This is a genomic window from Agromyces badenianii (genome assembly GCF_003070885.1).
In the GTDB taxonomy this organism is placed as follows: domain Bacteria; phylum Actinomycetota; class Actinomycetes; order Actinomycetales; family Microbacteriaceae; genus Agromyces; species Agromyces badenianii.
This window is the reverse complement of the sequence record NZ_CP028913.1, coordinates 1,990,773-2,013,398: the sequence shown is the minus strand read 5'-3', so window position 1 is coordinate 2,013,398 and position 22,626 is coordinate 1,990,773. Positions and strand designations below refer to the sequence as shown.

Here is a 22,626-nt window from a genome sequence, read left to right as displayed (position 1 = left end):
GTCATGTCAGAGCGGCACCTGCACCTGCTGCACGATGGACCGGAGCACGGCATCGACCGAGACGCCCTCGAGCTCGGCCTCGGGGCGAAGCTGCACACGGTGCCGCCAGACCGGCAGGAGCATCGCCTGCACGTGGTCGGGGGTCAGCGACTCGTAGCCCGTGAGCCACGCCCACGCCTTCGACGCGGCGAGCAGCCCGGTCGTGCCGCGGGGGCTCACGCCGAGGCGCATCGACGGACTGCGGCGGGTCGCTCGCGCCAGATCGACGAGGTAGCCGAGCACGTCGTCTTCGACCCGGACCGCGGATGCGGCGGCGCGCGCCGCGGCGAGCTCGGCGGCGCCGAGCACCGGGGTGACCCCGGCGGCGGCGAGGTCGTGCGGGTCGAAGCCGTCGGCGTGGCGGCGGAGGAGCGAGAGCTCAGACTCCCGCTCGGGCACGTCGAGCACGAGCTTCAGCAGGAAGCGGTCGAGTTGCGCCTCGGGCAGCGTGTAGGTGCCCTCGTACTCGATCGGGTTCTGGGTCGCGGCGACCATGAACGGGTCGGGCAGGGGACGGGTGACGCCGTCGGCCGAGACCTGCCGCTCCTCCATCGCCTCGAGCAGGGCCGACTGGGTCTTCGGCGGGGTGCGGTTGATCTCGTCGGCGAGCAGGATGTTCGTGAACACCGGCCCCTCGCGGAAGGCGAAGTCGCCCGAGCGCGGGTCGTAGGCGAGTGAGCCCGTGACGTCGCCCGGCATGAGGTCGGGGGTGAACTGCAGGCGCCGGGTGTCGAGTTGCAGGGTGCGGCTGAGCGTGCGCACGAGCAGGGTCTTCGCCACACCGGGTACGCCCTCGAGCAGCACGTGACCGCGCGTGAGCAGGGCGATGATGAGGCCGGTGACGGCGCCGTCCTGGCCGACGACGGCCTTGCCGACCTCGGTGCGCACGCGGTTCAGCGCGGCGCGGAGCTCCTCGTCGGTCGCTGCGCCTGTCGGAGCGGAGATGGGGTCGATCATGGTCGCCTTCCTGCGTGGTCGTCGCGATCGGGGTGTTCGGTCGCTGCCGAGTCTGTCGCACCGGGAGCGCGGGCGCGCGAACCGGGCGCGGTGGTCCTCGGGTCGAGCGTGCGCTGCACCTCGGCTTCGAGGAGGGTGAGCTCGCCGGCGAGATCCACGAGTCCGCGGTCGGCGGTCGGTTCGGCATCGAGGAGCAACCGGCGAACGGATGCCTCGTCGCGGCCGGTCGCCCGCGCCGCGGCATCCGTCACCTGGTCGACGTCGGCGGAACGGGGGAGCCTGAGCGCGCGTGCGATGCGGCGGATCGCGCCGACGCGGAGCTGGTCGAGCGCATGGGTTCGCGATGCGGCACGGGCGTAGAGGCGTGCCCGACCCTCGCTCGTCTCGCCGGCCGGCACGTGCACGGGCAGGTTCTCGACGACGAGCGGGCCGAAGCGACGGCCGCGCCAGATGCCGGCGACGACGACCACGACGATGGCCATCACCATGACGGGACTCACCCAGCCGGGCGTGAGTTCGCCGATCGTGGGTGCGTCGGCCGCGTCGGCGTCGCCGGGCCCGGGCAGGTACCAGACGAGGTCGTCGGATGCCCCGGCGAGCCCGATCGCGAGCGCGGCGTTGCCGGCCTCGGCGATCGATTCGTTGGCGAACACCGTGGTGGCGCCGACGATCGTGAGGTCTCCGCCGCCGGGGCCCTGGCCGGTGGCGAGCGCGAAGCCGAATTCAGCGTCGCGGAAGCAGCCCCGCCAACCCGCATCGGCCGCGTCGTCGTCGATGGTCAGGAGTCGCTGCCCGTCGGACAGGGCGGCGGCGCGCTCGGCGGGGCCGAGATCGCAGTCGGCGCCCTCGATCGGGCCGCTCGCGGCACCCGCGAGACGTACGCCCGGGGCGAGCGACTCGAGTGCGGCGAATCCGGGTTCGACGACGACGAGCCGATCGGCGGCAGCGGCCATCTCGGTGAGCCGCCGTCGGTCGAGGATGCCGTGCTCGTCGTACACGAGCACGGTGGCCCCGCGTTCGGCGGCCTCGATGGCCGGGTCGAACGCGCGGGCTTCGGTCACGGTCACGCCGTGGGCGCGCAGCACCTCGACGAGCGCCTTCGCGCCGGCGGGTGCGGGGTTGTCGGCGGCGAGCGGGGCGCCCGGCTGGCGCCCCCCGCCCTGGATGGCGATCACGAGGAGCGCGCCGAGCACGAGCACGGCGGCGATCACGATCCAGGCGCGCCGCCGGCGCACGAAGGCGCGCACGGTGGGGGTCACCGCCGGTGCGCTTCGGCCGACGGAATCGTCGCCGGCCGGCTCCGGCGAGGGCGGCCCGGCCGGTGTCGCGCCCGCCGGAGCGGTGTCGTCGAGGGTCGGCGCCCTCATCGCGCGGCCTCGACCGTGTCGCGGTCGGGCGCCTCGGATGCGCCGGCGCCGGCGCCGCCCGCCGGCCGTGAGCCGGCGATGCGCCGTTCGAGCGCCGTCAGTCGTTCGTAGTCGTCTGAGGCGCCGGGACGACCGAGATAGCGCACACCGTCGAAGTCCGCGGCTGCCGTGTGCAGTTGCTCGTCGAAGTCGGGGAACGACCGCGCCGCGGCATCCGCGAAGGCCCGCGCGGTCGTGCCGGGATGCACCGTGACGACCTCGCGCTCGACGAGCCCGCGGACGAGTGCCCGGAACCGCTCCTCGATGGCCAGCGGCCAGTCGCCCGCCGTGGCGGCCGACGCCGCCGCCCGGTGCAAGGTCTCGAGATCGCGCCGGTCGTGATCGTCGAAGAGCGCTGCCGCGTCTCGCCGTCGGCGGCGCAGTCGCGGCAACCCGAACACGAGGAGTCCGACGACGACCGCGGCGACCACGAGCAGCACGAGGAGGAGGATGAGGATCGGGGCGGGCAGACCGTCGACGCCGTCGAAGAGCCCGAGGAACCAGTCACGAATCGCCTGCATCGCGAGGTCGAACGGGCTCGGCTTCGCGGCCTGGTACTCGGGCTTGATCAGCTCCTCTTCGAGCCAGCGTCGCGCTTCGGGCGCGTCTGGGTCGAGCGGGGTGCCGCGAAGCGGGGTCACGGCCACATCGGGTCGGGCGCCGTGGCACCCGGCACCGGTGCCGGAGGCGTTGCAGGCGCCGGCGCACGGTAGGGATCGGTCTCGGGCACCGAATCGCGCTGCTCGACGTGCCGCACGAGTTCGAGATCGAGGCCCTCTTTGCGCATGCGGAGGTCGATGTAGATGACGGCGACGAGTGCGGCCTGGACGACGGCGGTGATCGCCCCGATCAGGAGCGAGAGGATCATCGTGACGACGAGGGTGACGGCCAAAATGGCGACGGCTGCACCCGTGCCCGTGGGGTCGATGAGCGGGGCGAGGATCGTGCCGATCAGCGAGACCGGCTGCACGACGACCTGCGCGGCGATGTTGAGGATGAACCCGACGAGGAGCAGGGTGCCGAACGTGCGCCAGAAGAACCCGTCGGTCAGTCGCCACGAGCGGCGCATGGCCGTGCCGATGCCGGCGCCCTCGAGCACGATGACGCTCGGCACGAGCGAAAGCTTGGTGCCGAGCCACGCCGCCACGGCCGCGATGCCGAGCCCGGCGAGGAGCACCAGCAGGATCGCGATGACGAGTGTCACGGGATCGTTGAGGGCGGCGAGCACGACGACGAGCACGAGGCCGGCGAGCAACACGAGGAGCGCTCCGGTGAGCATCGCGGTCCAGCCGAGCAGCGGCCAGATGCGCTTCGCAGCGCGTTTCCAGAGCGCACCGAAGCCGAGACGTTCGCCGAGGGTGCCGCTGGCGACATCGACGACCATGACGCCCTGCAGGAAGGCGCCGGCGACGAGGGAGAGCACCACGGGCACGAGCATGAGCAGGATGAAGCCACCCACGGCCCCGGAGAGGACGGCGTCGGCGTCGGCGGTCGTGGCCCCTTCGACTCGGGAGAACACGAAGAGCATGAACGGCACCGTCACGGCGAGCGTCGCGACGACGGAGACGAGCTGCACGAGGAGTCCGCTGCCGAAGGTCGCGGCGGGGTTGCGGCGCAGCACCCGGAACGGCGCCCAGAGCACGGTGCCGAACCCGAGCGGCCGCAGCGGGAGCAGCCCCGGCTTCGGAGGCGGGGTCCAACCGAGGGGGGTGCCGAGCGGCGGGGAGCCCAGCGGCGGTGAGCCGAGCGGGGGAGCCGTCGGTGGCACGCCCGGCTGCGGAGCAGAGGGCGAGTTCGGGGCATCCGCCGCCGGCCGCTGAGCGGGAGCACCGCCGGGCGCCTGCCAGTCGTGATCTGACACCTGTGTGGCTCCTTCCGGCGGATTCCCCACCATGCTCGCACATTCGCCGACCCGCCGATGCCGCGCCGGAGCCGCCTCTGGTGGCCTTCTCGCCTCGACCGACTACGCTTGACGAACTGGTTTCGACCGTGACCCGGCGGTGCTGACAGGAATGAACGGATGACTCCACGCGTACTCGTCGTCGACGACGACACGGCCCTCGCCGAGATGATCGGCATCGTGCTGCGCACCGAGGGCTTCGAGCCCTTCTTCTGCGCCGACGGCACGGGCGCGCTCGCCGCATTCCGTGAGACGGCACCCGACCTCGTGCTGCTCGACCTCATGCTGCCGGGAATGGACGGCATCGAGGTGTGCGGGCGCATCCGCGCCGAGTCGGGCACGCCGATCATCATGCTGACCGCGAAGACCGACACCGCCGACGTGGTCAAGGGCCTCGAGTCGGGCGCCGACGACTACATGGTCAAGCCCTTCAACCCGAAGGAGCTCGTCGCCCGCATCCGCACGCGACTGCGCCCCGCACCCGACCCGGTCGCTTCGACGCTCAGCATCGGCGACCTCACGATCGACGCGGCCGGCCACGAGGTGCTGCGCGGCGACACCCGCATCAACCTCACTCCGCTCGAGTTCGACCTGCTGCTCACCCTCGCGTCGAAGCCGCAGCAGGTCTTCACCCGCGAGATGCTGCTCGAACAGGTCTGGGGCTACCACTACAAGGCCGACACTCGGCTCGTGAACGTGCACGTGCAGCGGCTCCGCGCGAAGGTCGAGCACGACCCCGACAACCCGCGCATCGTCATGACGGTGCGCGGCGTCGGCTACCGAGCCGGCGCGACCACCTAGGCGAGCGGATGTCGCAGGCGGAGGCCCCAGCGCTCTACGGTGCCGGATCGTGGGGCGAGATCAGGCGTCGCCTGGCGGCCCTGCCGCGCCAGGCGATCGAGTTGTGGCGAGGCTCGCTGCAGTTCCGCACGGTCATCATCACGCTCGCGTTGTCGTCGCTCGCGATCTTCGTGATCGGGCTGTACATCTCCTTCAGCGTGGCGTCGAACCTGTTCCAGACCCAGCTCGAAGGCGCGCTCGAGGATGCCAACGACGCGACCATCGCCGCCGAGCGGATCCTCGAGGGATCCGACGCCGCCGATCCTGCGTCGATGCAATCGGTGATGGCCGACGTCGAGCGCACGGTGCGGAGCGTCTCCGGGAGCTCGTCGATCGCCTACTTCCAGCCCGAGAACGTGTCGGGTTCGATCGCACCCCCCACCCGCATCGCACCGAGCCTCGCCGGCGTCATCACGCCCGAGCTGCATGAACGGGTGCGTGCCGGCCAGGCCGGGCAGTATTGGCAATCCGTCGCGCTCGAGCGCGCCGACGGGGGCGAAGATCCGGGTGTGGTCGTCGGCAGCATGATCGCGGTGCCCGGCGCCGGCGAGTACGAGCTCTACGTCGGCTACAACTTCGCGGCCGCCCAAGACACCCTCTCGTTCATGCAGTTCGTGGGACTCATCGGTGCCGCCGCGTTGCTCGTGCTGCTGAGCGCGATCACCCTGCTCATCGTGCGCTGGGTGATCGAGCCGATCCGCTCGGCCGCGGTCACGAGCCGGCGGCTCGCTGCGGGCGACCTCGGCGTGCGCATGCCCGAGAAGGGCGAAGACGAGCTCGCGACGCTCGCGGCCTCGTTCAACGGCATGGCCGACAGCCTGCAGGCGCGCATCCGCGAACTCGCCGCGCTCTCGGTCATGCAGCAGCGATTCGTCTCCGACGTCTCGCACGAGCTGCGAACCCCGCTCACCACGATCCGGCTCGCCGGCGACGTGCTGTACGGACAGCGCGACGATTTCCCCGGCCCCACCGCGCGTACCGTCGAGCTGCTGCACACGCAGACCGAGCGGTTCGAGACCCTGCTCTCAGACCTGCTCGAGATCAGTCGCTACGACGCGGGCTCGGTCGAACTCGTCACCGAGCCGACGAACCTCGTGCACCTCGCTGGCGATGCCATCGAGTCGATGCACGAGCTCGCTCGCAGTCACGGCAGCGAGTTGCGGCTCGAGGCTCCCGGCGGCCACCTCGACGCCACCGTCGACCCTCGACGCATCCGTCGCATCGTTCGCAATCTCCTCGGCAACGCGATCGAGCACGGCGAGGGCCGGCCGATCGTCGTCGCCGTCGACAGCAACGAGACCGCCATCGCGCTGTCGGTGCGCGACTACGGTCTCGGGATGACCGCCGACGACACAGCGCGCGTGTTCGACCGGTTCTGGCGAGCAGATCCGAGCCGCACGCGCACGATCGGCGGCACCGGTCTCGGGCTCGCGATCGCGCACGAGGACGCCGTCGCTCACGGCGGCACGCTCGAGGTGTGGTCGCGGCGCGGCTCGGGAACCGTGTTCCGCCTCACGTTGCCGCGCGCAGGCGCACGGACCGACGAGCCCATCGTCTCGCCGCTGCCCCTCGAGCCCGACGACATCGATGCGACCGGGCCCCCCGCGACGGGCGTCGTGCGGGCAGTGCGGGCCGAGCGGGAGGTGCGCGATGCGTAGACGTGTGCTGGGGGCCTCCATCGTGCTCGCCGTCTCGGCGCTGCTCGCCGGCTGCGTGTCGATTCCGAGCTCCGGAGGGGTGAACGCCGGCGCCCCGGCGATCGTCGAGGAGTCGCTCGAGCTCGACACGATCGTGCCCGGCCCCGTGTCGGGTGCGAGTCAACGGGTGATCCTCGAAGGCTTCATCGATGCCGCGGCGAGCCCGCGGAACAACTACCAGGTCGCTCGGGAGTTCTTGACGCCCGCCTTCTCCGATGAATGGAACGGCAACGCCGGCGCCACGATCGACGTGCTCGCCGATCGCGAAGTGGTGCCCGTCGGCGAGACGGCGATGGTCGTCGACGCGACCCCGGCCGCGCAGCTCTCGCCGACGGGCGAGTACGCCATTTCCGAGTCCAGCGCCCCGGTCGAGCTCGGCTACGCGTTCGAGCAGATCAACGGGCAATGGCGCATCTCGCAGGCCCCTCAGGGGCTGCTCATCGACGAGACGACCTTCACCCAGGCGTTCCGAAGCTATCCGCTCTATTTCTTCGCGCCCGACTTCGAATACCTCGTGCCCGACCTGCGCTGGTTCGCGGGCCGGGATTCGGCGCAGACGAGCATCGTGCGAGCGCTTCTCGGCGGCCCCGCGGAATGGCTCGCGACGGGCGTCGTCTCGGCATTCCCCGAGGAGATGCGCCTCGACTCCGCCTCGGTGCCCGTCGCCGGCCGGGTGGCGGACGTCGATCTGTCGGGTCCGACCGACGACGACCCCGTGAGCGTGCAGCGCATGCAGGTGCAGTTGCAGGAGAGCCTCGACAGCGTGGGCACCGTCGCTTCCGTGGCGCTCTCGCTGAACGGCGTCGAACAAGACGTCGCCGAGCTGTCGCCGGTGCCGGCGAAGAACCCGCCGGTCGATCCGCGACCCGTGGTCTACGACGGCACGACGTTCGGGTACCTCTCGTCGGCGGGTGAGGGCATCGAGCAGATCTCCGACCTCTCCGCCCAGGTCGAGGGGCTTGCCCCGACGGGCGTGGCGCTCGGTGCCGGCGGTGAGGCGGCTGCCGTGCGCACGGCCGAAGGCGTCTTCGCCGTGCGGGCCGGTGAGGCGGCCGTGCCGCTCGATCCGCGCGACGGACTCATCGTTCCCTCGATCGACGGCGCCGGCGTCGTCTGGTCGGTGCCCGCCGAAAATCCAGACCAACTGGTCGTGTTCCCGACCGACGGCTCGGTCGACTCCGTGCAGCTGCCCGTGCCCTGGAGCGGTTCCTCCATCGCTGCGCTCGAGATCTCACGCGATTCGACGCGGCTCATCGCCCTCCTCGGCGACGGCGCCAGCACCCGGTTCGTGGCCGCATCGATCCAGCGCGACGCTGCCGGCACCCCCATCGCGCTGAGCCCGGTGACGCTCGGGCTCGCCGACACCGAGGGCACGCCCGTCGACGTCACATGGCTCGATGCGCGCACCGTCGCCTCGCTCACGGCGCTGCCCGGCGGCGGCACGCGGGTGATCACCCAAGAGCTCGGCGGCATCGCAGACCCGCGACCGGGCCCCGAGGGCGGCATCGCGATCGACGGCGGCAACAGCGTGCGCGACATCCGGGTGCTGACCACAGCCGGCGAGGTCGATGCGCCGAGCGGCGTCGCCTGGCAGGCGCGGGCGAGCGGCATCCGCCTCATGGCGTCGCAGCAGCCCGACTGAGCCGACTCGTCCTCCCCGACCGGGGCGGACGGCATCGCGGCGGCGCGGTCTCGACGTGGGGCGGTGCGGCTCCGCGCGATCCGCGAGAGTGGGCTCATGGATGGCGATCCGCAGCGCGTGCCCGACGGCGACGCACGGTCGGGCGACCGGGCGACGTACCGTGCGCTCGTGCGCGATGCGGTCCATGATGCGATCGCGGTGCTCCTGCCGGTCGCGTGCTCAGGGTGCGGCAGGGCGGATCGAGCGGTCTGCACCGAATGCCGCTCGGCGCTGGCCCCCGAGCCCCGACGGATCGAGCGCGCCGGCCTCGCCATCTGGGCCGGCCTCGAATACGCCGGTGTCGCGGCCTCGGTGCTCGGGGCATTCAAAGACGGCGCGCGCACGGATGCCGCTTCCGCCCTCGTTCCGGCGCTCCGCGCGTCGCTCCGCTCCGCCCTCGCCGGCGTATCCACCGGTTCACCGGTCGAGGTGTGCACGATTCCATCGACGCCGGCCGCGAGACGCGCGCGCGGCTACGTGCCCGTCGACGTGCTGCTCAAGCGCTGCGGCATCCGCCCGACTGCGGTGCTCGCGCTCGCGCGGGAACGGCTCGACCAGGCCGGACTCGATGCCGACGCCCGGCGGCGGAATGCCGCGGGCGGCCTCGTCGCACGAGGCCGCAGGCCGTCGACCGGGCGGGAGTCGTGGAGCGTCGACGCAGCCGGCGTGCGGCTCCAGGGGCGCCGATTCCTGCTCGTCGACGACATCGTGACGACGGGCTCCACGCTCGCCGAGGCCGTGCGCGCGATCGCTGCTGCGGGCGGTGAGACGGCGGCGATCGCGGTGCTCGCCGAGACGCCGCGAAGGCTGCCGGAACGTGCAGCGATCTCACGGGAAACACTCCGTGACTTTGCTGCACAAGGGGGCTACGGTGGCATGACAGGCGTGGTCGATCCACCCTTCAGAACCGGGTGACACGCCGGTGAACGGAGGTCGTCATGGAACTGAACATCGTCGGACGAAACCTGGGGATCACGGACCGATTCCGCGCCTATGTCGCGGAGAAGGCCGAGAAGGTGACGCATCTGGCCGAACGCGCGATTTCGCTCGACGTGAAGCTCAGCCGTCACAACGAGAAGAACGGCAACCCCGGCCCCGACCGCGTAGAACTCACCCTCGTCGGCAAAGGACCAGTGGTCCGTGCCGAAGCAGACGGGTCCGACAAGTACGCGGCGTTCGACGTGGCGTTCGGGCGATTGCTCGAGCGCATCCGACGAGCAAAGGATCGCCGCAAGGTGCATCGTGGCGGGTCTCGACGGCCGACGTCGCTTCGCGAGGCCACCGAGGCCGGGTTCTCCGATGTCGGCGTGCAGGCCGCGGCATCCGAAGTGCTCGCCCGAGTGCGCACCGGCAGCATCCCGGTGGTCGACGAGAACGAGCCGCACGTCGAGGAGGACGAGGTCTACTGCCCGGTCGTGATCCGGCGCAAGGTGTTCGCCTCCACCCCCATGACCGTCGACGACGCGCTCTACTTCATGGAGCTCGTGGGGCACGACTTCTACCTCTTCGTCGATGCCGAAACGGGCCGTCCGAGCGTCGTCTACCGGCGCAAGGGCTGGGACTACGGGCTCATCGGGCTCGACGATCGAGCCGAGGAACGGTCGCCGTCGACCTCACCGGTCGAATTGCAGCGCGCCAGCGCGTGACCGCTTCCGGCTGAGTCGTCGGCGTGCCGACCCTGTCGAAGTGTGCCGGCCGTGGCCGGCCCTTCGGCAGGGTCAGGAAGGCGCGGCTCGTTCACCGCTAGCATGGCTATGATGGCCGTCTGCAAGGCGGCGACGGGCGTGCCCGGGTTCGATCCGCGGCCCTGCGCCCAACGACTACAGGAGAACATTCGTGGCTTCGATTCTGGAAAGGGTCCTCCGTGTCGGTGAGGGCCGCACCCTCAAGCGGCTGGAGAACTACGCAGCGGCGATCAACGCCCTCGAAGACGGATTCCAGTCGCTCAGCGACGACGAACTGCGGGGCGAGACGGTCGAACTTCGCGAGCGCTATTCGAACGGCGAATCGCTCGACGACCTGCTGCCCGAGGCGTTCGCGGCGGTGCGCGAGGCCAGCCGTCGCACCCTCGGTCTCCGGCACTTCGACGTGCAGCTCATGGGCGGCGCCGCACTCCACCTCGGCAACATCGCCGAGATGAAGACGGGTGAGGGCAAGACCCTCGTCGCGACGACGGCCGCGTACCTCAACGCGCTCACGAGCCGGGGCGTTCACGTCATCACGGTCAACGACTTCCTCGCGAGCTACCAGTCCGAGCTCATGGGCCGCGTCTTCCGCGCCCTCGGCATGACGACCGGATGCATCGTCGCAGGCCAGACCCCGCAGGTGCGCCGCGAGCAGTACGCCGCCGACATCACCTACGGCACCAACAACGAGTTCGGCTTCGACTACCTGCGCGACAACATGGCCTGGCAGGCGAGCGACATGGTGCAGCGCGGTCACCACTTCGCGATCGTCGACGAGGTCGACTCGATCCTCATCGACGAGGCTCGCACCCCGCTCATCATCTCGGGGCCGGCGTCGGGCGAGGCGAACCGCTGGTTCACGGAGTTCGCGAACCTCGCCAAGCGGCTCGTTCCCGGCGAGGACTACGAGGTCGACGAGAAGAAGCGCACCGTCGGCGTGCTCGAGCCCGGCATCGAGAAGGTCGAAGACTACCTGGGCATCGACAACCTCTACGAGTCGGCGAACACCCCCCTCATCTCCTTCCTCAACAACTCGATCAAGGCCAACGCCCTGTTCAAGCGCGATAAAGACTACGTCGTGATGAACGGCGAGGTGCTGATCGTCGACGAGCACACCGGCCGCATCCTCGTCGGTCGCCGCTACAACGAGGGCATCCACCAGGCGATCGAGGCGAAAGAGGGTGTGCAGGTCAAGGCCGAGAACCAGACGCTCGCCACCGTCACCCTGCAGAACTACTTCCGTCTCTACGGCAAGCTCTCGGGCATGACCGGCACGGCCGAGACCGAGGCATCCGAGTTCATGTCGACCTACAAGCTCGGCGTGGTGCCGATCCCCACGAACAAGCCGATGGTTCGTATCGACCAGCCCGACCTCGTGTACAAGAACGAGGAAGTGAAGTTCGCCCAGGTCGTCGAAGACATCGTGGAGCGCCACAAGCAGGGCCAGCCGGTGCTCGTCGGCACCACGAGCGTGGAGAAGAGCGAGTACCTCTCGCGCCTGCTCGCGAAGAAGGGCGTGCGGCACGAGGTGCTGAACGCGAAGAACCACGCGCGAGAGGCCGCGATCGTCGCACAGGCCGGCCGCCACGGCGCCGTCACCGTCGCCACCAACATGGCCGGTCGCGGCACCGACGTCATGCTCGGCGGCAACGCCGAGTTCATCGCCGTGCAGCTCATGCACGAGCGCGGTCTCAGCCCGGTCGACACTCCCGAGGAGTACGAAGCCGCGTGGGACGAGGTCTTCGACAAGGTCAAGGACGAGGTCGCGATCGAGGCCGAGAAGGTGCTCGCCGCGGGCGGCCTCTACGTGCTCGGCACCGAGCGCCACGAGTCGCGCCGCATCGACAACCAGCTGCGAGGCCGCTCCGGGCGCCAGGGAGACCCGGGCGAGAGCCGCTTCTACCTCTCGCTCACCGACGACCTCATGCGACTCTTCAACGCCGGCGCCGCCGAGAGCCTCATGTCTCGCGGCGTGCCCGACGATGTGGCCATCGAGTCGAAGGTGGTCTCACGGGCCATCCGCTCCGCGCAGTCGCAGGTCGAGGCGCGCAACGCCGAGATCCGCAAGAACGTGCTGAAGTACGACGACGTGCTGAACCGTCAGCGCGAGGCCATCTACAGCGACCGTCGCCACATCCTCGAGGGCGACGACCTGCACGAGCGCACGCAGAAGTTCCTCGAAGACGTGATCGACGAGGTGCTCGACTCCCACACCGCCGAGGGCAACCCCGAGGAGTGGGACTTCGACGCGCTGTGGACCGAGCTCAAGACGCTCTACCCGATCGGCATCACGATCGACGAGGTCGTCGCCGAGGCCGGCGAGAAGGGCCGCGTCAACCGCGACTTCATCCGCCGCGAGATCCTCTCCGATGCGAAGGTCGCCTACGCCCGCCGCGAGGAGCAGCTCGGATCGCCCGCCATGCGCGAACTCGAGCGACGGGTCGTGCTCTCGGTCATCGACCGTCGCTGGCGCGACCACCTCTACGAGATGGACTACCTGAAAGACGGCATCGGCCTTCGTGCGATGGCGCAGCGCGACCCGCTGGTCGAGTACCAGCGCGAGGGGTACGCGATGTTCCAGCAGATGATGGGGGCGATCCGCGAGGAGACCGTCGGATTCCTCTTCAACCTCGAGGTCGAGGTGGCGCCGCAGGCCGGGGTCGCCGGAGCACGGATCGAGGCCAAGGGGCTCGGCCGGCAGGGCGCGGCTGACGAGAAGCTCAGCTACTCGGCACCGAGCGACGCCGGTGGCGTCGAGGTGCGCAACCAGCGCGGACAGGTGCAGCAGGCGGCGACGCAGCGCGCGCGCCGTGCCGTCGCCGAGAGCCAGGCGCCCGCTGCCGAGGAGACGCGCGGAGCCTTCGGGCAGCGCACCGGCGGCGAGGTCGCACCGCAGAACCGTGCCGAGCGCCGGGCGCAGGACCGCAAGGGCCGCTGAACCAACGAACGACGAGACCCCGGCCGTGTGCGCAGCACCGGCCGGGGTCTTGCGTCTGTCCGGAGAAGCTCGCTCGGTTCAGCCCATCGGATGCGTCGCCACATGCCGTGGGGTCAGCGCGCGTCGGTTCAGGACACGCAATGGGCTCACCCGGCGCCGAGGTTCAGAGCACGCTGATGGCGCTGGCTCGCCAGCGCTGGTCGAACCCCTCGATGCGGATCGCGACGGCTCGGGACCTCGCCCGCTGGTGCACCATGACGACGGCCTCGATGACACCGTCGGCGGGTTCGCACAGATGCACGCGGCCGATCGAGAACGCCGGGCGCTGCGGCGACTGGCCTTTGACCCGGCGCGCGCGAGCCGCGAGCACGACCCGTTTCGAGAGATTGCGGTAGACGTCGTCGTTGACCCACCTCGCGAGCTGCTCGAGGTCGCGCGCACCGCTCAGCGCCTCGATGACGCAGTGGGTCAGGTTTCGCAGCAGCGGCTCGGGATCGGGCAGTTCGGTTCGCCGGGCGGGCTGGCGGCCGAAGTACTCGTCGTCATCGTCGAGGAAGCGCGCAGCGGATCCTCGGATCACGCTGGGTCGGGTGGCGATCGCGTCGCGTGCGGTCATCTGTGCTCCAGGGGAGAGGAGGGGCTCGCCGCAACCTCTCGGTGGGCGATGGAATCACCCCCGTCTGGGGGACATCGGATGATCCCTGAGTGAACCGTAAATGAGGCTTCGAAACAGTGTCAAGAGCTTTCGTCACCTGTGGATAACGTTACGGATCAGGTCCTCGGCGATGTAGCGTCGCTGCATGCGCTGGGACCTGTTGTTCGACGACCTCGAGTCGCAGATCGACCAGGATCAGCGCGACGAGGAACGCGCGCTCGCGATCGAGGAGGAGCGGCTGCGGCTCGGCCGGCTGACGCTCCGCGATCGACTCGCGGCCATCGCCAGATCCGAGGAGGATGACGCCGGCGGGTTCATCCGCATCGAGCTGCACGGCGGCCGAACTCTCGCTCTGCGACCGCAGGTCTTCGGGCGCGACTGGGTCAGCGGGGCGTCGGGCGCGCCCTCCGACGGATCGGGGCAGGCCGTCACCCAGTGCGTGGTGCCCATCGCCGCGATCGCCGCGATCCTGCCCACCCGTGCACAGCTCGCGCCGAGCCTCGAACCGGTGCCCGAGGCATCCGCTCGGATCGCCGAACGCATCGGCTTGCCATTCGTGCTGCGAGACCTGTGCCGGCGCCGGACTCCCGTGCGGCTGAGCACGCTCGACGGCGAGACGCACGGCACGATCGATCGGGTCGCCCGCGACCACATCGACCTCGCCGTGCACGAGGCCGGCGCACCACGGCGCGAGAGCTCACTGCACGGCTACCGTGTCGTGCCGCTTTCGCGCGTGCTCGTCATCGACTTCCGCTGACGACGCTGCGCAGCGTCAGTCGATCGAGCGAAGTCGACCGCTTCTGGCGCCCGAGAGCTCGACGATGTTCGCGTATTCGCCCTGATTCCAGGCCGATTGCTTGCGGGTCTCCTCGTACTGCAACTCGATCCACACCTCGAGTTGCACGCGCTCGATGCGCCACGGCCCCGCAGAGCCCACGCGGATCGCAGGCAACTCGCCCGACCGGATCAGCTCGTCGACGGTCGCCACATCGACGGCGAGGATCTCGGCCGCATCTGCGAGCGTGAGGAACCGGCCGATCTCGTCGCCCGAACCTGGTGAGGTCATGTCTTGATTATCGACCGGTTGCGGCTCGGGCGGGGTGATTGTGGATAACTTCCGGCCGCGCTCCCGGGTTCGGGTGACGATAGACGCCGGCGCGACACGGCGCCCGGCCGAAGGGAACGCACACGATGGCACGTCGCCAGCAGAGCGGTGAACGCGGAGCACTCCGACTCGACCCGCGTCTCGTCATCGGGGTCGTGCTGATCGCCGGTTCGACCTTCGGCGTGTGGAGCCTCGTCTCCGGCCTCGACGACGGCGTCGAGGTGTACGTGGCCCGCGACACCCTCACTCCCGGCACACGCATCCACCCCGATGACCTTGCCACGGAGTCCGTGCGGCTCGGCGCGAGTGGGGCACGGTACCTCGCCGCCGGCGACATCCCGGCCGATGGGCTCGTCGTCGGCCGCACGGTGAAGGCGGGGGAGCTGTTGCCCGAGTCCGCGGTCGACGACGCCGATCGCACCGGCCTGGCCACCGTCGTCGTGCCGAGCCGCGGTGCACTGCCAGCCGGCATCGCGGCCGGGGCGCGCGTCGACGTCTGGACCGCGCAACAGGTGGAGCGCGGCGGTTTCGAACCACCGGTCGTGCTCGTTTCGGGTGCCGAGATCGCCGGCGTCATCGAGAGCGAGGGCATGGTCTCGACCGGCGGCATCTCCGTCGAACTGCTGATCCCGCGCGAGAAGGTGGCGGCCATGCTCGAGGCGCTCGCCGCCGGTGATGCGATCGACCTCGTGCCGGCCCGATCGACAGGGGAGTGACGTGGCACGACTCGCCCTCGCGCTCGACGGTTCGACCGAGGATCGCATCCTCGCCGACATCGTCGAGCACGGTCACACGATCGTCGCGCGGCTGGTGGGCTGGCGAGACCTCCTCGACAGTCTCGACACGCTCGGGCCAGAGGTCGCCCTCGTCGGCGCGGGTCGCGGCACGCTGAGCGCCGAACTGCTCGCGGCGTGCGACGAACGGGGCATCCGTCTCATCGCGCTCGCCGCCAGTGACGCCGAGCGTGCGCACAGTGCGCAACTGGGTCTGCACGAGGTCGTCGACGCTGCAGCGCCGTGGAGTGAGATCGAACCGCTCGTGAGCGGCGGAGTGCCCGTGCCGTCGCGCCTCGGCGACGCGTGGTCGCGCAGCGACCGGGCGGCATCCGTGATCGCGGTGTGGGGCCCAGGCGGCGCGCCCGGCCGCAGCACCCTCGCCGTGAACCTCGCCGCGGAGATCGCGGCGACCGGTCACACCGTCGCACTCGTCGACGCCGACCCCTACGGCGGCGCCATCGCCCCGGTGCTCGGGCTGCTCGACGAAGCCCCCGGCTTCGCATCCGCCTGCCGCCTGGCCGGTGCCGACGCCCTCGACCGCGCCGAGCTGGAACGCATCGCCCAGCGCTACTCGGTGCCGCGTGCGGCGTTCAACGTCTTCACGGGCCTCGTCGGGCCGAGTCGCTGGCCCGAGCTCTCGCGCGAGCGGGTGACCGCGGCGATCGGTGCGATGCGCGCATGGGCCGAGTACGTCGTCATCGACACCGGATTCAGCCTCGAGCACGACGAAGAGCTGACGAGCGACCAGTTCGCACCGCGGCGCAACGCCGCGACCTTCGCCGCACTCGCGGCCGCCGACCGGGTGGTCGCCGTCGGCCTGGCCGATCCGGTCGGCCTGTCGCGCCTGCTTCGCGGGCACGGCGAACTCATCGAACTCGTCGACCCCGAGCGGGTCGATGTCGTCGTCAACCGGGTGCGCGCGAGCGCGCTCGGCATCGACGCCCACGCCCAGGTCAGGCAGACGCTGCGCCGCTTCGGCGGGCTCTCAGACGCCACGCTGCTGCCCCACGACGCCAAGGCGGCAGACGCCGCCATCCTCACGGCACGCACCCTGCGCGACGCGGCGCCGCGTTCGCCGTTGCGCGCCGCGATCCGCGACTACGCGCTCGAGGCGCTGCTCCCCGTGCCGCAGGCGACGCGCCGTCGAGCGTTCGCGTTTCCGACGCTGCGGCGGGCTGCGGCGGGCTGAGCCTCATCGCGGGCGTTACGCTGGTTCTGTGTCGACCCTCAGTGATCTCGTCCTCGCCCAGGGCCGCAGCAGTCAGGCCGATGTCGACTGGCTGCACATGCTCGTGGGCGATCTGCAACTCCTCGCGGATCTCGCCTTCGCCGATATCGTGCTGTGGGTGCCGTCAGGTGACGACGCGTTCGTCGCGGTCGCTCACGCGCGGCCCTCGAGCGCGGCGACGCTCTTCTACCGCGACTTCGTCGGCCAGGAGATCAAGCCGCAGTGGCGCGAGCTCGTCGGCCAGGCATATTCGAGTGCTCGGATCGTCGATTCATCCGCTCCCGACTGGTACGAGGAGATGCCCACGCGGGTGCGTGCCGTGCCGGTGATGCGCCGGCTCACGACGACCGGCACCGCCGTCGCTCCCGACCCGGTCGCCGTGATCACCCGGCACACGAACCTCGGTGCGACCCGCACGGCCAGCCGCCAGGAGCTCACGTTCAACGAGTGCGCCGAAGAGCTCTTCCAGATGATCGCGTCCGGGGACTTCCCCGACCTGGGCGCGCCGACCGGGCCGCGGCGAGGCGCCCCGCGCGCCTCCGACGGCCTCATCCGCCTCGACGTCGACGGCATCACCACGTTCGCGAGCCCCAACGCCCTCTCCGCCTTCAACCGCATGGGCTTCGACGACGAGCTCGAGGGCGAGTCGCTGGCCGAGGTGACGACGCGGTTGCTGAGCGGCAAGCTCGTGGTCGACGAGTCCCTGCCGCTGGTCGTCACCGGGCGTGCACCGTGGCGCACCGACGTCGAGTCGCGCGGTGTCACCGTGTCGCTGCGGGCGATCCCCATTCGCCACCACGGCGAACGCATCGGTGCGATCGTGCTGAGCCGCGATGTCACCGAGCTCCGTCACCAGGAGCAGGAGCTCATCACCAAGGATGCGACGATCCGCGAGATCCACCACCGGGTGAAGAACAACCTGCAGACGGTCGCCTCGCTGCTGCGCATCCAGGCCCGGCGCACGCACTCCGACGAGGCGCGCGATGCGCTCACGCAGGCGATGCGCCGGGTCGGTGCGATCGCCGTCGTGCACGACACGCTCTCCGAGGGGCTCACGCAGAACGTCGACTTCGACGCCGTCTTCGATCGGGCGCTGCTGCTCGTCGCCGAGGTCGCCTCGGCGCACAACACGACGGCGCACCCCAAGCGTTCGGGCTCGTTCGGCGTGCTGCCGAGCGAGTATGCGACGCCGCTCGCCCTCGCGCTCACCGAGCTCGTGACGAACGCCGTCGAGCACGGCCTCGCGGGTCAAGAGGGCGACGTCGAGATCACCGCCGACCGCTCGTCGACGATGCTCACCGTGCAGGTGCGCGACACGGGCTCCGGCCTGCCCGAGGGCAAGGTCGGCGAAGGGCTCGGCACGCAGATCGTGCGCACCCTGATCCAGGGCGAGCTCGGCGGCACGATCGACTGGCACACGGTCGTCGGTCGCGGCACCGAGGTGACGATCGAGGTGCCGTTGCGCTGGATCGCGGCGGTGTAGCCGAGCGGATGCCGCGGATCTGCGATCCTCGGCATCCGAGTCGGCGCTCCGAGCGGCGGCGAACCAGCGCTCCGGTCACGCCGCGGGGTCGCCGCCCATGAGTGCGAACAGGTCGCCGACCTCGCCGAGATGACCGAGCTTGTCGGGGTTCAGCTGGTTCGCGATCACCTGCGCCGAGCCCGAGTCGAACTCGACCATCACGATGCTGAGCAGCGCGCCGTCGGCGCCGCGCACCCACAACGCGGGCGCACCGTTCACCGAGCGCCGTTCGAACCGCACGCCGGCCCGCGTTCCGCGCCGCACGAGCCCGCCGAGGAACCGGGCGACCGCGACCGCTCCGTGCATCGGCCGGCGGATCGCCGGTGCCCTGCCGCCGCCGTCGCCGTAGAACACGACGTCGTCGGCGAGGGCCACGACGAGCCGGTCGACATCGCCCGCCTCGAGGGCGGCGAAGAACGCGTCGGTGAGCGCCGTGTCGCGGTCGGCCGACCCGTCGAACCGAACCCGGCCTTCCGCGATGCGCTGCTTCGCGCGGTGCTGGATCTGCCGGCATGCGGCCTCGTCGCGGCCGACGATGTCGGCGATCGTGGCGTAGTCGTAGGCGAACACCTCCCGGAGGAGGAACACGGCCCGTTCGACGGGTCCGAGCCGTTCGAGCACCGCGAGGAAGGCGAAGGAGAGGGTTTCGTCGCGTTCGATGCGGTGCGCCGGATCCTCGTCGTCGTCGGGCAGGGGTTCGGGCATCCACGGGCCGATGTAGACCTCGCGATTGCGTCGGGCCGAACGCAGCACGTCGATCGCGAGCCGGGTCGTGATCGTGACGGCGAAGGCGTCGGGATTGTCGATCGTCTCGCCTGCGGCGTGACGTTCCTGCAACCGCACGTAGGCGTCTTGCACGACGTCTTCGGCCTCGACCACGCTGCCGAGCATGCGGTACGCGATCGAGAACATGAGCGGACGCAGTGCGTCTTGCGCCTCGCCCGCGATGGCCATGGTTCGAGGATGTCACGGATGCCGTCACATCGGTGATCGTTCGATCGTCGGAGGGGATGAGAGAGAAGGAGACCGAGATGCGAGTGTTCATCGCCGGCGCCACGGGCGCCATCGGATCGAGACTGGTGCCGCTCCTCGTGGCCGACGGCCACGACGTGGTCGGCACATCGAGGAGCGCAGACCGGCTGTCCGCGATCGACGCGGCGGGCGCACGCGGCGTCGTGATGGACGGCCTCGACGCGGCATCGGTGCGCACCGCCGTGGTCGAGGCCCGGCCCGACGTGATCGTGCACGAGCTCACCGCGCTCGCGGGCCTGACCCCCGACCTCAAGCACTTCGACACGGCGTTCGCCGCGACGAACGAGTTGCGGACCCGCGGTACCGACCACCTCCTCGCGGCGGCCGCCGAGGCAGGTGCCGGCCGGTTCATCGCGCAGAGCTACACCGGGTGGCCGAACGAACGCAGCGGCAGCGCGGTCAAGAGCGAGGCGGACGGGATCGACCGGCACCCGACGGATGCCTCGAGGGAGACGATCGCCGCGATCCGGTGCGTCGAGGAAGCGACCACCGCAGCTGGCGGACTGGTGCTTCGCTACGGTCAGCTGTACGGTCCCGGCCAAGCCATCGGGCGCGGCGGCGAGATGGTCGAGATGGTCGAAGCGGGAAGGCTCCCGCTCGTCGGCGGCGGCACGGGCGTCACCTCGTTCTGCCACATCGACGACGCGGCATCCGCCACCGCTGCGGCCGTGACCCGCGGCGCCGCCGGTGTCTACAACATCGTCGACGACGATCCGGCGCCGGTGTCGGAATGGTTGCCCGCGCTCGCCGCGGCGGTCGGCGCGAAGGCGCCGATGCGCGTGCCGGCCTGGGTCGCGAGACCGTTGATCGGCCAGCACGGGGTGTCGTTGATGACGAAGGTGCGCGGCTCGTCGAACGCGAAGGCCAGGCGCGAGCTCGGCTGGTCGCCCGCCTGGCCGAGCTGGCGGGAAGGGTTCCGCACCGGGCTCGGCTGAGCGCTCGACGGGCCGGCTCCGCGTGAGAACGCGACTCATTCCCATCAGCGCCCGATCACGGATTCCCGGCCTACGCTGGACGTGACATGGCACACGATCACGACCACGCGGCGACCGCGAATCGCGCCCGGCTCTGGGTTGCGATCGCGATCATCGGCGCGTTCCTCGTGGTGCAGCTCGTCGGTGCGTTCATCAGCGGCTCGCTCGCCCTGCTGGCCGACGCCGGCCACATGACGAGCGACCTCATCGGGCTCGTCGTCGCCCTGGTGGCCGCCGTCGTCGCCGCGCGCCCGGCGACCGATCGACAGACCTACGGCTACCGGCGGGCCGAGGTGTTCGGGGCCCTCGTGAACGGCGTCATCCTCGTCGTCGTCGCAGTCTCTGTCGCGGTCGGCGCCGTCGGGCGACTCATGAGCGGCGCCGAGGGGGAGGCGCACGAGGTGCAGGGCGTGCCGATGCTCGTCGTCGCCGTCATCGGCCTCGCCGCGAACGTCGCGGCGATGCTCGTGCTGCGCGGGGGAGCGAAGGACTCGATCAACCTGCGCGGCGCCTACCTCGAGGTGCTCGGCGACCTCATCGGATCCGTGCTGGTCATCGCCGCCGCACTCGTGATCGTCTTCACCGGGTTCGACGCGGCCGACCCCATCGCGTCGCTCGCGATCGCCGCACTCATCGTGCCGCGAGCGATCTCACTGCTGCGCGATGTGGCGCGGGTGCTGTTCGAGTCGGCGCCCGCAGACACCGATGTCGCCGAGATCCGCGCGCACATCCTGGGCACGAACGGCGTCGTCGCCGTTCACGACGTGCACGTGTGGGCGATCACCTCCGGTTCCCACGTCTTCAGTGCGCATGTCGAGGTCGAGCCCGAGGTGTTCGCGTCGGACGTGGCGGGCGAACTGCTCGACGAGCTCGGCGGATGCCTCAGCGACCACTTCGACGTCGCGCACTCGACGTTCCAGCTCGAGCCGGCCGGCCGCGCCGAACGGGAGCAGCCGCAGCATCCGTGACCGGCGTACCGCGCCCCGTCGGTCGAGCTGGCGCTGCTCGTCAGACGGTGAGCAGGCGCGTGAAGAAGGCGCGGATGTCGCCGATCAGCTCGGCCGGCGCCTCCATCGCCGGGAAGTGCCCGCCGTTCGGGTGCTCGTTCCAGTAGCGCAGGCGCCCGTCGGGGTCGAGGATCCGGCGCATGAGCGGCTCCTCGCCGAAGGCCGCCATGCCGACGGGCCGGTCGTGGCTGCGCCCCCAGGCGACCTGGGCGTGCGCTGCTTCGTACAGCATGTTGGCCGCGCCGTCGCCCGAGCGGCCGAACCACGACACCGCGACGACCGTGAGGAGCGCGTCGAGCTCGACGGCATCCTCCGGCAGGGTGCGTGCCGGATCGGTCCACTCCTCGAACTTCTCGATGATCCACGTCGCCTGCATCATCGGCGAATCGGTGAGCCCGTAGGCGATGCTCAGCGGCCGGGTCGTCTGCACTGCCAGATAGCCGAAGTCCTCTGCGCGTGCGGCCTTCAGCTGCTCGTGCCGCTCGCGCTCGTCGTCGGTCAGGTGCTCGGTCGACGGAGTGAACCGGGTCGCGATCGCCCCGGGGTCGGTCGCCACGATCGACCCGAGCACCCGGTCGCCTTCGTCGAGGCAGAGCTGCTCGCTGACCCCGGCGCCCACGTCTTCGCTGAACACGCCGTACTGCTCGTAGCCGAGCGCCGACATGATGCGATCGAAGGCCGATGCGGTGCGGGCGATGTCCCAGCCGTGGCCGGTGAGCGGGGTCGAGAAGCCGAACCCCGGAATCGACGGGGCCACGACGTGGAAGGCGGGGGCCGAGGCATCCGCCCCGCTCGGTTCAGCCAGTTCGGCCGCGATCCCGGCGAACTCGGCGAACGACGTCGGGTACCCGTGGCAGAGCAGGAGCGGCACCGCCTCGGGGTGCGCCGAGCGCACGTGCAGCCCGTGGATCGGTTGCCCGTCGACCTCGACGCGGAACTGCGGCAGCTCGTTCAGGCGCGACTCCACAGCCCGCCAGTCGAAGTCCTCCCGCCAGTGGCGCGCGAAGCGACGTGCGTAGGCGACGGGTGTGCCGCGTCTCCAATCGTCGGTGAGCTCGGCCGGCCAGCGGGTGCGTTCGAGCCGATCCCGCAGCTCGGCCAGTTCGGCCTCCGGGATCGCGATCGTGTACGGCATGACGTCCATGGCGGCTCCGTTCCTCGGTTCTCGACCTCCGAGTGAAGCG

20 protein-coding genes are annotated in these 22,626 nt (G+C 70.7%); 12 read left to right on the top strand and 8 right to left on the bottom strand.

From position 1 onward, the window contains the following. Positions 1–6: 6 nt before the first annotated feature. The 4 genes from DCE93_RS09580 to DCE93_RS09565 are packed head-to-tail and all read right to left on the bottom strand — an operon-like array spanning position 7 to position 4,263. Entirely contained in the window at positions 7–996 is a 990-nt protein-coding gene (locus DCE93_RS09580; protein WP_108595684.1) for an AAA family ATPase, read from the bottom strand. Beyond that, positions 993–2,363: a DUF4350 domain-containing protein gene (locus DCE93_RS09575; RefSeq protein ID WP_108595683.1), complete on the bottom strand. Its 1,371-nt coding sequence runs from the start codon at positions 2,361–2,363 to the stop codon at positions 993–995. The genes DCE93_RS09580 and DCE93_RS09575 overlap by 4 nt, the downstream gene beginning before the upstream one ends. Then, entirely contained in the window at positions 2,360–3,043 is a 684-nt protein-coding gene (locus DCE93_RS09570; protein WP_205647417.1) for a DUF4129 domain-containing protein, read from the bottom strand. The genes DCE93_RS09575 and DCE93_RS09570 overlap by 4 nt, the downstream gene beginning before the upstream one ends. Continuing rightward, positions 3,040–4,263, bottom strand: a complete 1,224-nt coding sequence (locus DCE93_RS09565; RefSeq protein ID WP_168186199.1) for a glycerophosphoryl diester phosphodiesterase membrane domain-containing protein — start codon at positions 4,261–4,263, stop codon at positions 3,040–3,042. Before DCE93_RS09565 ends, DCE93_RS09570 begins: the two co-directional genes overlap by 4 nt. 159 nt (positions 4,264–4,422) lie before the next feature. On the opposite strand from DCE93_RS09565, the gene mtrA reads away from it, so the two are divergent. The 6 genes from mtrA (at position 4,423) to secA (ending at position 13,143) form a co-directional block, all read left to right on the top strand. Further along, positions 4,423–5,103 carry an MtrAB system response regulator MtrA gene (gene mtrA, locus DCE93_RS09560; RefSeq protein WP_108595681.1) on the top strand — a complete coding sequence of 227 codons (681 nt, stop codon included), beginning with the start codon at positions 4,423–4,425 and terminating at the stop codon, positions 5,101–5,103. A gap of 8 nt (positions 5,104–5,111) precedes the next feature. Next, complete coding sequence (gene mtrB / locus DCE93_RS09555; RefSeq protein WP_108595680.1) at positions 5,112–6,800, top strand: MtrAB system histidine kinase MtrB; 1,689 nt, start codon at positions 5,112–5,114, stop codon at positions 6,798–6,800. Next, positions 6,793–8,481: an LpqB family beta-propeller domain-containing protein gene (locus DCE93_RS09550; protein WP_168186198.1), complete on the top strand. Its 1,689-nt coding sequence runs from the start codon at positions 6,793–6,795 to the stop codon at positions 8,479–8,481. Before mtrB ends, DCE93_RS09550 begins: the two co-directional genes overlap by 8 nt. Before the next feature lie 96 nt (positions 8,482–8,577). Next, positions 8,578–9,435: a ComF family protein gene (locus DCE93_RS09545; RefSeq protein ID WP_146184973.1), complete on the top strand. Its 858-nt coding sequence runs from the start codon at positions 8,578–8,580 to the stop codon at positions 9,433–9,435. Positions 9,436–9,458: 23 nt separating this feature from the next. Continuing rightward, positions 9,459–10,166 carry a ribosome hibernation-promoting factor, HPF/YfiA family gene (hpf, locus tag DCE93_RS09540; RefSeq protein ID WP_108595677.1) on the top strand — a complete coding sequence of 236 codons (708 nt, stop codon included), beginning with the start codon at positions 9,459–9,461 and terminating at the stop codon, positions 10,164–10,166. 190 nt (positions 10,167–10,356) lie between these two features. Further along, positions 10,357–13,143 carry a preprotein translocase subunit SecA gene (gene secA / locus DCE93_RS09535; RefSeq protein WP_108595676.1) on the top strand — a complete coding sequence of 929 codons (2,787 nt, stop codon included), beginning with the start codon at positions 10,357–10,359 and terminating at the stop codon, positions 13,141–13,143. 163 nt (positions 13,144–13,306) lie between these two features. Here the strand turns inward: secA and DCE93_RS09530 are convergent, their stop codons facing one another. Then, positions 13,307–13,759: an Rv3235 family protein gene (locus DCE93_RS09530; protein WP_235825226.1), complete on the bottom strand. Its 453-nt coding sequence runs from the start codon at positions 13,757–13,759 to the stop codon at positions 13,307–13,309. Positions 13,760–13,943: 184 nt separating this feature from the next. Between DCE93_RS09530 and DCE93_RS09525 the strand changes: the two genes are divergently transcribed. After that, positions 13,944–14,555 carry a hypothetical protein gene (locus tag DCE93_RS09525; RefSeq protein ID WP_108595675.1) on the top strand — a complete coding sequence of 204 codons (612 nt, stop codon included), beginning with the start codon at positions 13,944–13,946 and terminating at the stop codon, positions 14,553–14,555. 15 nt (positions 14,556–14,570) lie between these two features. Here the strand turns inward: DCE93_RS09525 and DCE93_RS09520 are convergent, their stop codons facing one another. Beyond that, on the bottom strand, positions 14,571–14,864 hold the full coding sequence (locus DCE93_RS09520) for a helix-turn-helix domain-containing protein (protein WP_108595674.1): 294 nt from the start codon (positions 14,862–14,864) through the stop codon (positions 14,571–14,573). Between the two features lie 125 nt (positions 14,865–14,989). Here DCE93_RS09520 and DCE93_RS09515 point away from each other — a divergent pair, with 125 nt between their 5' ends. From DCE93_RS09515 to DCE93_RS09505, 3 genes are read left to right on the top strand one after another with little or no spacing between them, the layout of a single operon-like run. After that, a complete protein-coding gene (locus DCE93_RS09515; RefSeq protein WP_108595673.1) occupies positions 14,990–15,619 on the top strand; it encodes an SAF domain-containing protein in 630 nt (209 codons plus the stop codon). Position 15,620: 1 nt separating this feature from the next. Then, a complete protein-coding gene (locus DCE93_RS09510) occupies positions 15,621–16,868 on the top strand; it encodes a CpaE/TadZ family protein (RefSeq protein ID WP_108595672.1) in 1,248 nt (415 codons plus the stop codon). 28 nt (positions 16,869–16,896) lie between these two features. Beyond that, positions 16,897–18,390 carry a sensor histidine kinase gene (locus tag DCE93_RS09505; protein ID WP_108595671.1) on the top strand — a complete coding sequence of 498 codons (1,494 nt, stop codon included), beginning with the start codon at positions 16,897–16,899 and terminating at the stop codon, positions 18,388–18,390. A 75-nt stretch (positions 18,391–18,465) separates the two neighbouring features. Here DCE93_RS09505 and DCE93_RS09500 read toward each other — a convergent pair whose 3' ends face one another. Then, on the bottom strand, positions 18,466–19,383 hold the full coding sequence (locus DCE93_RS09500; RefSeq protein ID WP_108595670.1) for an RNA polymerase sigma-70 factor: 918 nt from the start codon (positions 19,381–19,383) through the stop codon (positions 18,466–18,468). Between the two features lie 77 nt (positions 19,384–19,460). On the opposite strand from DCE93_RS09500, the gene DCE93_RS09495 reads away from it, so the two are divergent. After that, positions 19,461–20,396 carry an NAD-dependent epimerase/dehydratase family protein gene (locus DCE93_RS09495; RefSeq protein ID WP_108596691.1) on the top strand — a complete coding sequence of 312 codons (936 nt, stop codon included), beginning with the start codon at positions 19,461–19,463 and terminating at the stop codon, positions 20,394–20,396. An 86-nt stretch (positions 20,397–20,482) separates the two neighbouring features. After that, on the top strand, positions 20,483–21,403 hold the full coding sequence (locus tag DCE93_RS09490; RefSeq protein ID WP_108595669.1) for a cation diffusion facilitator family transporter: 921 nt from the start codon (positions 20,483–20,485) through the stop codon (positions 21,401–21,403). 40 nt (positions 21,404–21,443) lie between these two features. Here the strand turns inward: DCE93_RS09490 and DCE93_RS09485 are convergent, their stop codons facing one another. Continuing rightward, positions 21,444–22,586, bottom strand: a complete 1,143-nt coding sequence (locus tag DCE93_RS09485; RefSeq protein ID WP_108595668.1) for an epoxide hydrolase family protein — start codon at positions 22,584–22,586, stop codon at positions 21,444–21,446. Positions 22,587–22,626 lie beyond the last annotated feature (40 nt).

Excerpts from the sequence above, each read along its gene's own strand:
- DCE93_RS09580 (WP_108595684.1), bottom strand. The coding sequence starts at position 996 with ATGATCGACCCCATCTCCGCTCCGACAGGCGCAGCGACCGACGAGGAG.
- DCE93_RS09575 (WP_108595683.1), bottom strand. The coding sequence starts at position 2,363 with ATGAGGGCGCCGACCCTCGACGACACCGCTCCGGCGGGCGCGACACCG.
- mtrA (WP_108595681.1), top strand. The coding sequence starts at position 4,423 with ATGACTCCACGCGTACTCGTCGTCGACGACGACACGGCCCTCGCCGAG.
- mtrB (WP_108595680.1), top strand. The coding sequence starts at position 5,112 with ATGTCGCAGGCGGAGGCCCCAGCGCTCTACGGTGCCGGATCGTGGGGC.
- DCE93_RS09550 (WP_168186198.1), top strand. The coding sequence starts at position 6,793 with ATGCGTAGACGTGTGCTGGGGGCCTCCATCGTGCTCGCCGTCTCGGCG.
- DCE93_RS09545 (WP_146184973.1), top strand. The coding sequence starts at position 8,578 with ATGGATGGCGATCCGCAGCGCGTGCCCGACGGCGACGCACGGTCGGGC.
- hpf (WP_108595677.1), top strand. The coding sequence starts at position 9,459 with ATGGAACTGAACATCGTCGGACGAAACCTGGGGATCACGGACCGATTC.
- DCE93_RS09530 (WP_235825226.1), bottom strand. The coding sequence starts at position 13,759 with ATGACCGCACGCGACGCGATCGCCACCCGACCCAGCGTGATCCGAGGA.
- DCE93_RS09525 (WP_108595675.1), top strand. The coding sequence starts at position 13,944 with ATGCGCTGGGACCTGTTGTTCGACGACCTCGAGTCGCAGATCGACCAG.
- DCE93_RS09520 (WP_108595674.1), bottom strand. The coding sequence starts at position 14,864 with ATGACCTCACCAGGTTCGGGCGACGAGATCGGCCGGTTCCTCACGCTC.
- DCE93_RS09515 (WP_108595673.1), top strand. The coding sequence starts at position 14,990 with ATGGCACGTCGCCAGCAGAGCGGTGAACGCGGAGCACTCCGACTCGAC.
- DCE93_RS09500 (WP_108595670.1), bottom strand. The coding sequence starts at position 19,383 with ATGGCCATCGCGGGCGAGGCGCAAGACGCACTGCGTCCGCTCATGTTC.
- DCE93_RS09495 (WP_108596691.1), top strand. The coding sequence starts at position 19,461 with ATGCGAGTGTTCATCGCCGGCGCCACGGGCGCCATCGGATCGAGACTG.
- DCE93_RS09490 (WP_108595669.1), top strand. The coding sequence starts at position 20,483 with ATGGCACACGATCACGACCACGCGGCGACCGCGAATCGCGCCCGGCTC.
- DCE93_RS09485 (WP_108595668.1), bottom strand. The coding sequence starts at position 22,586 with ATGGACGTCATGCCGTACACGATCGCGATCCCGGAGGCCGAACTGGCC.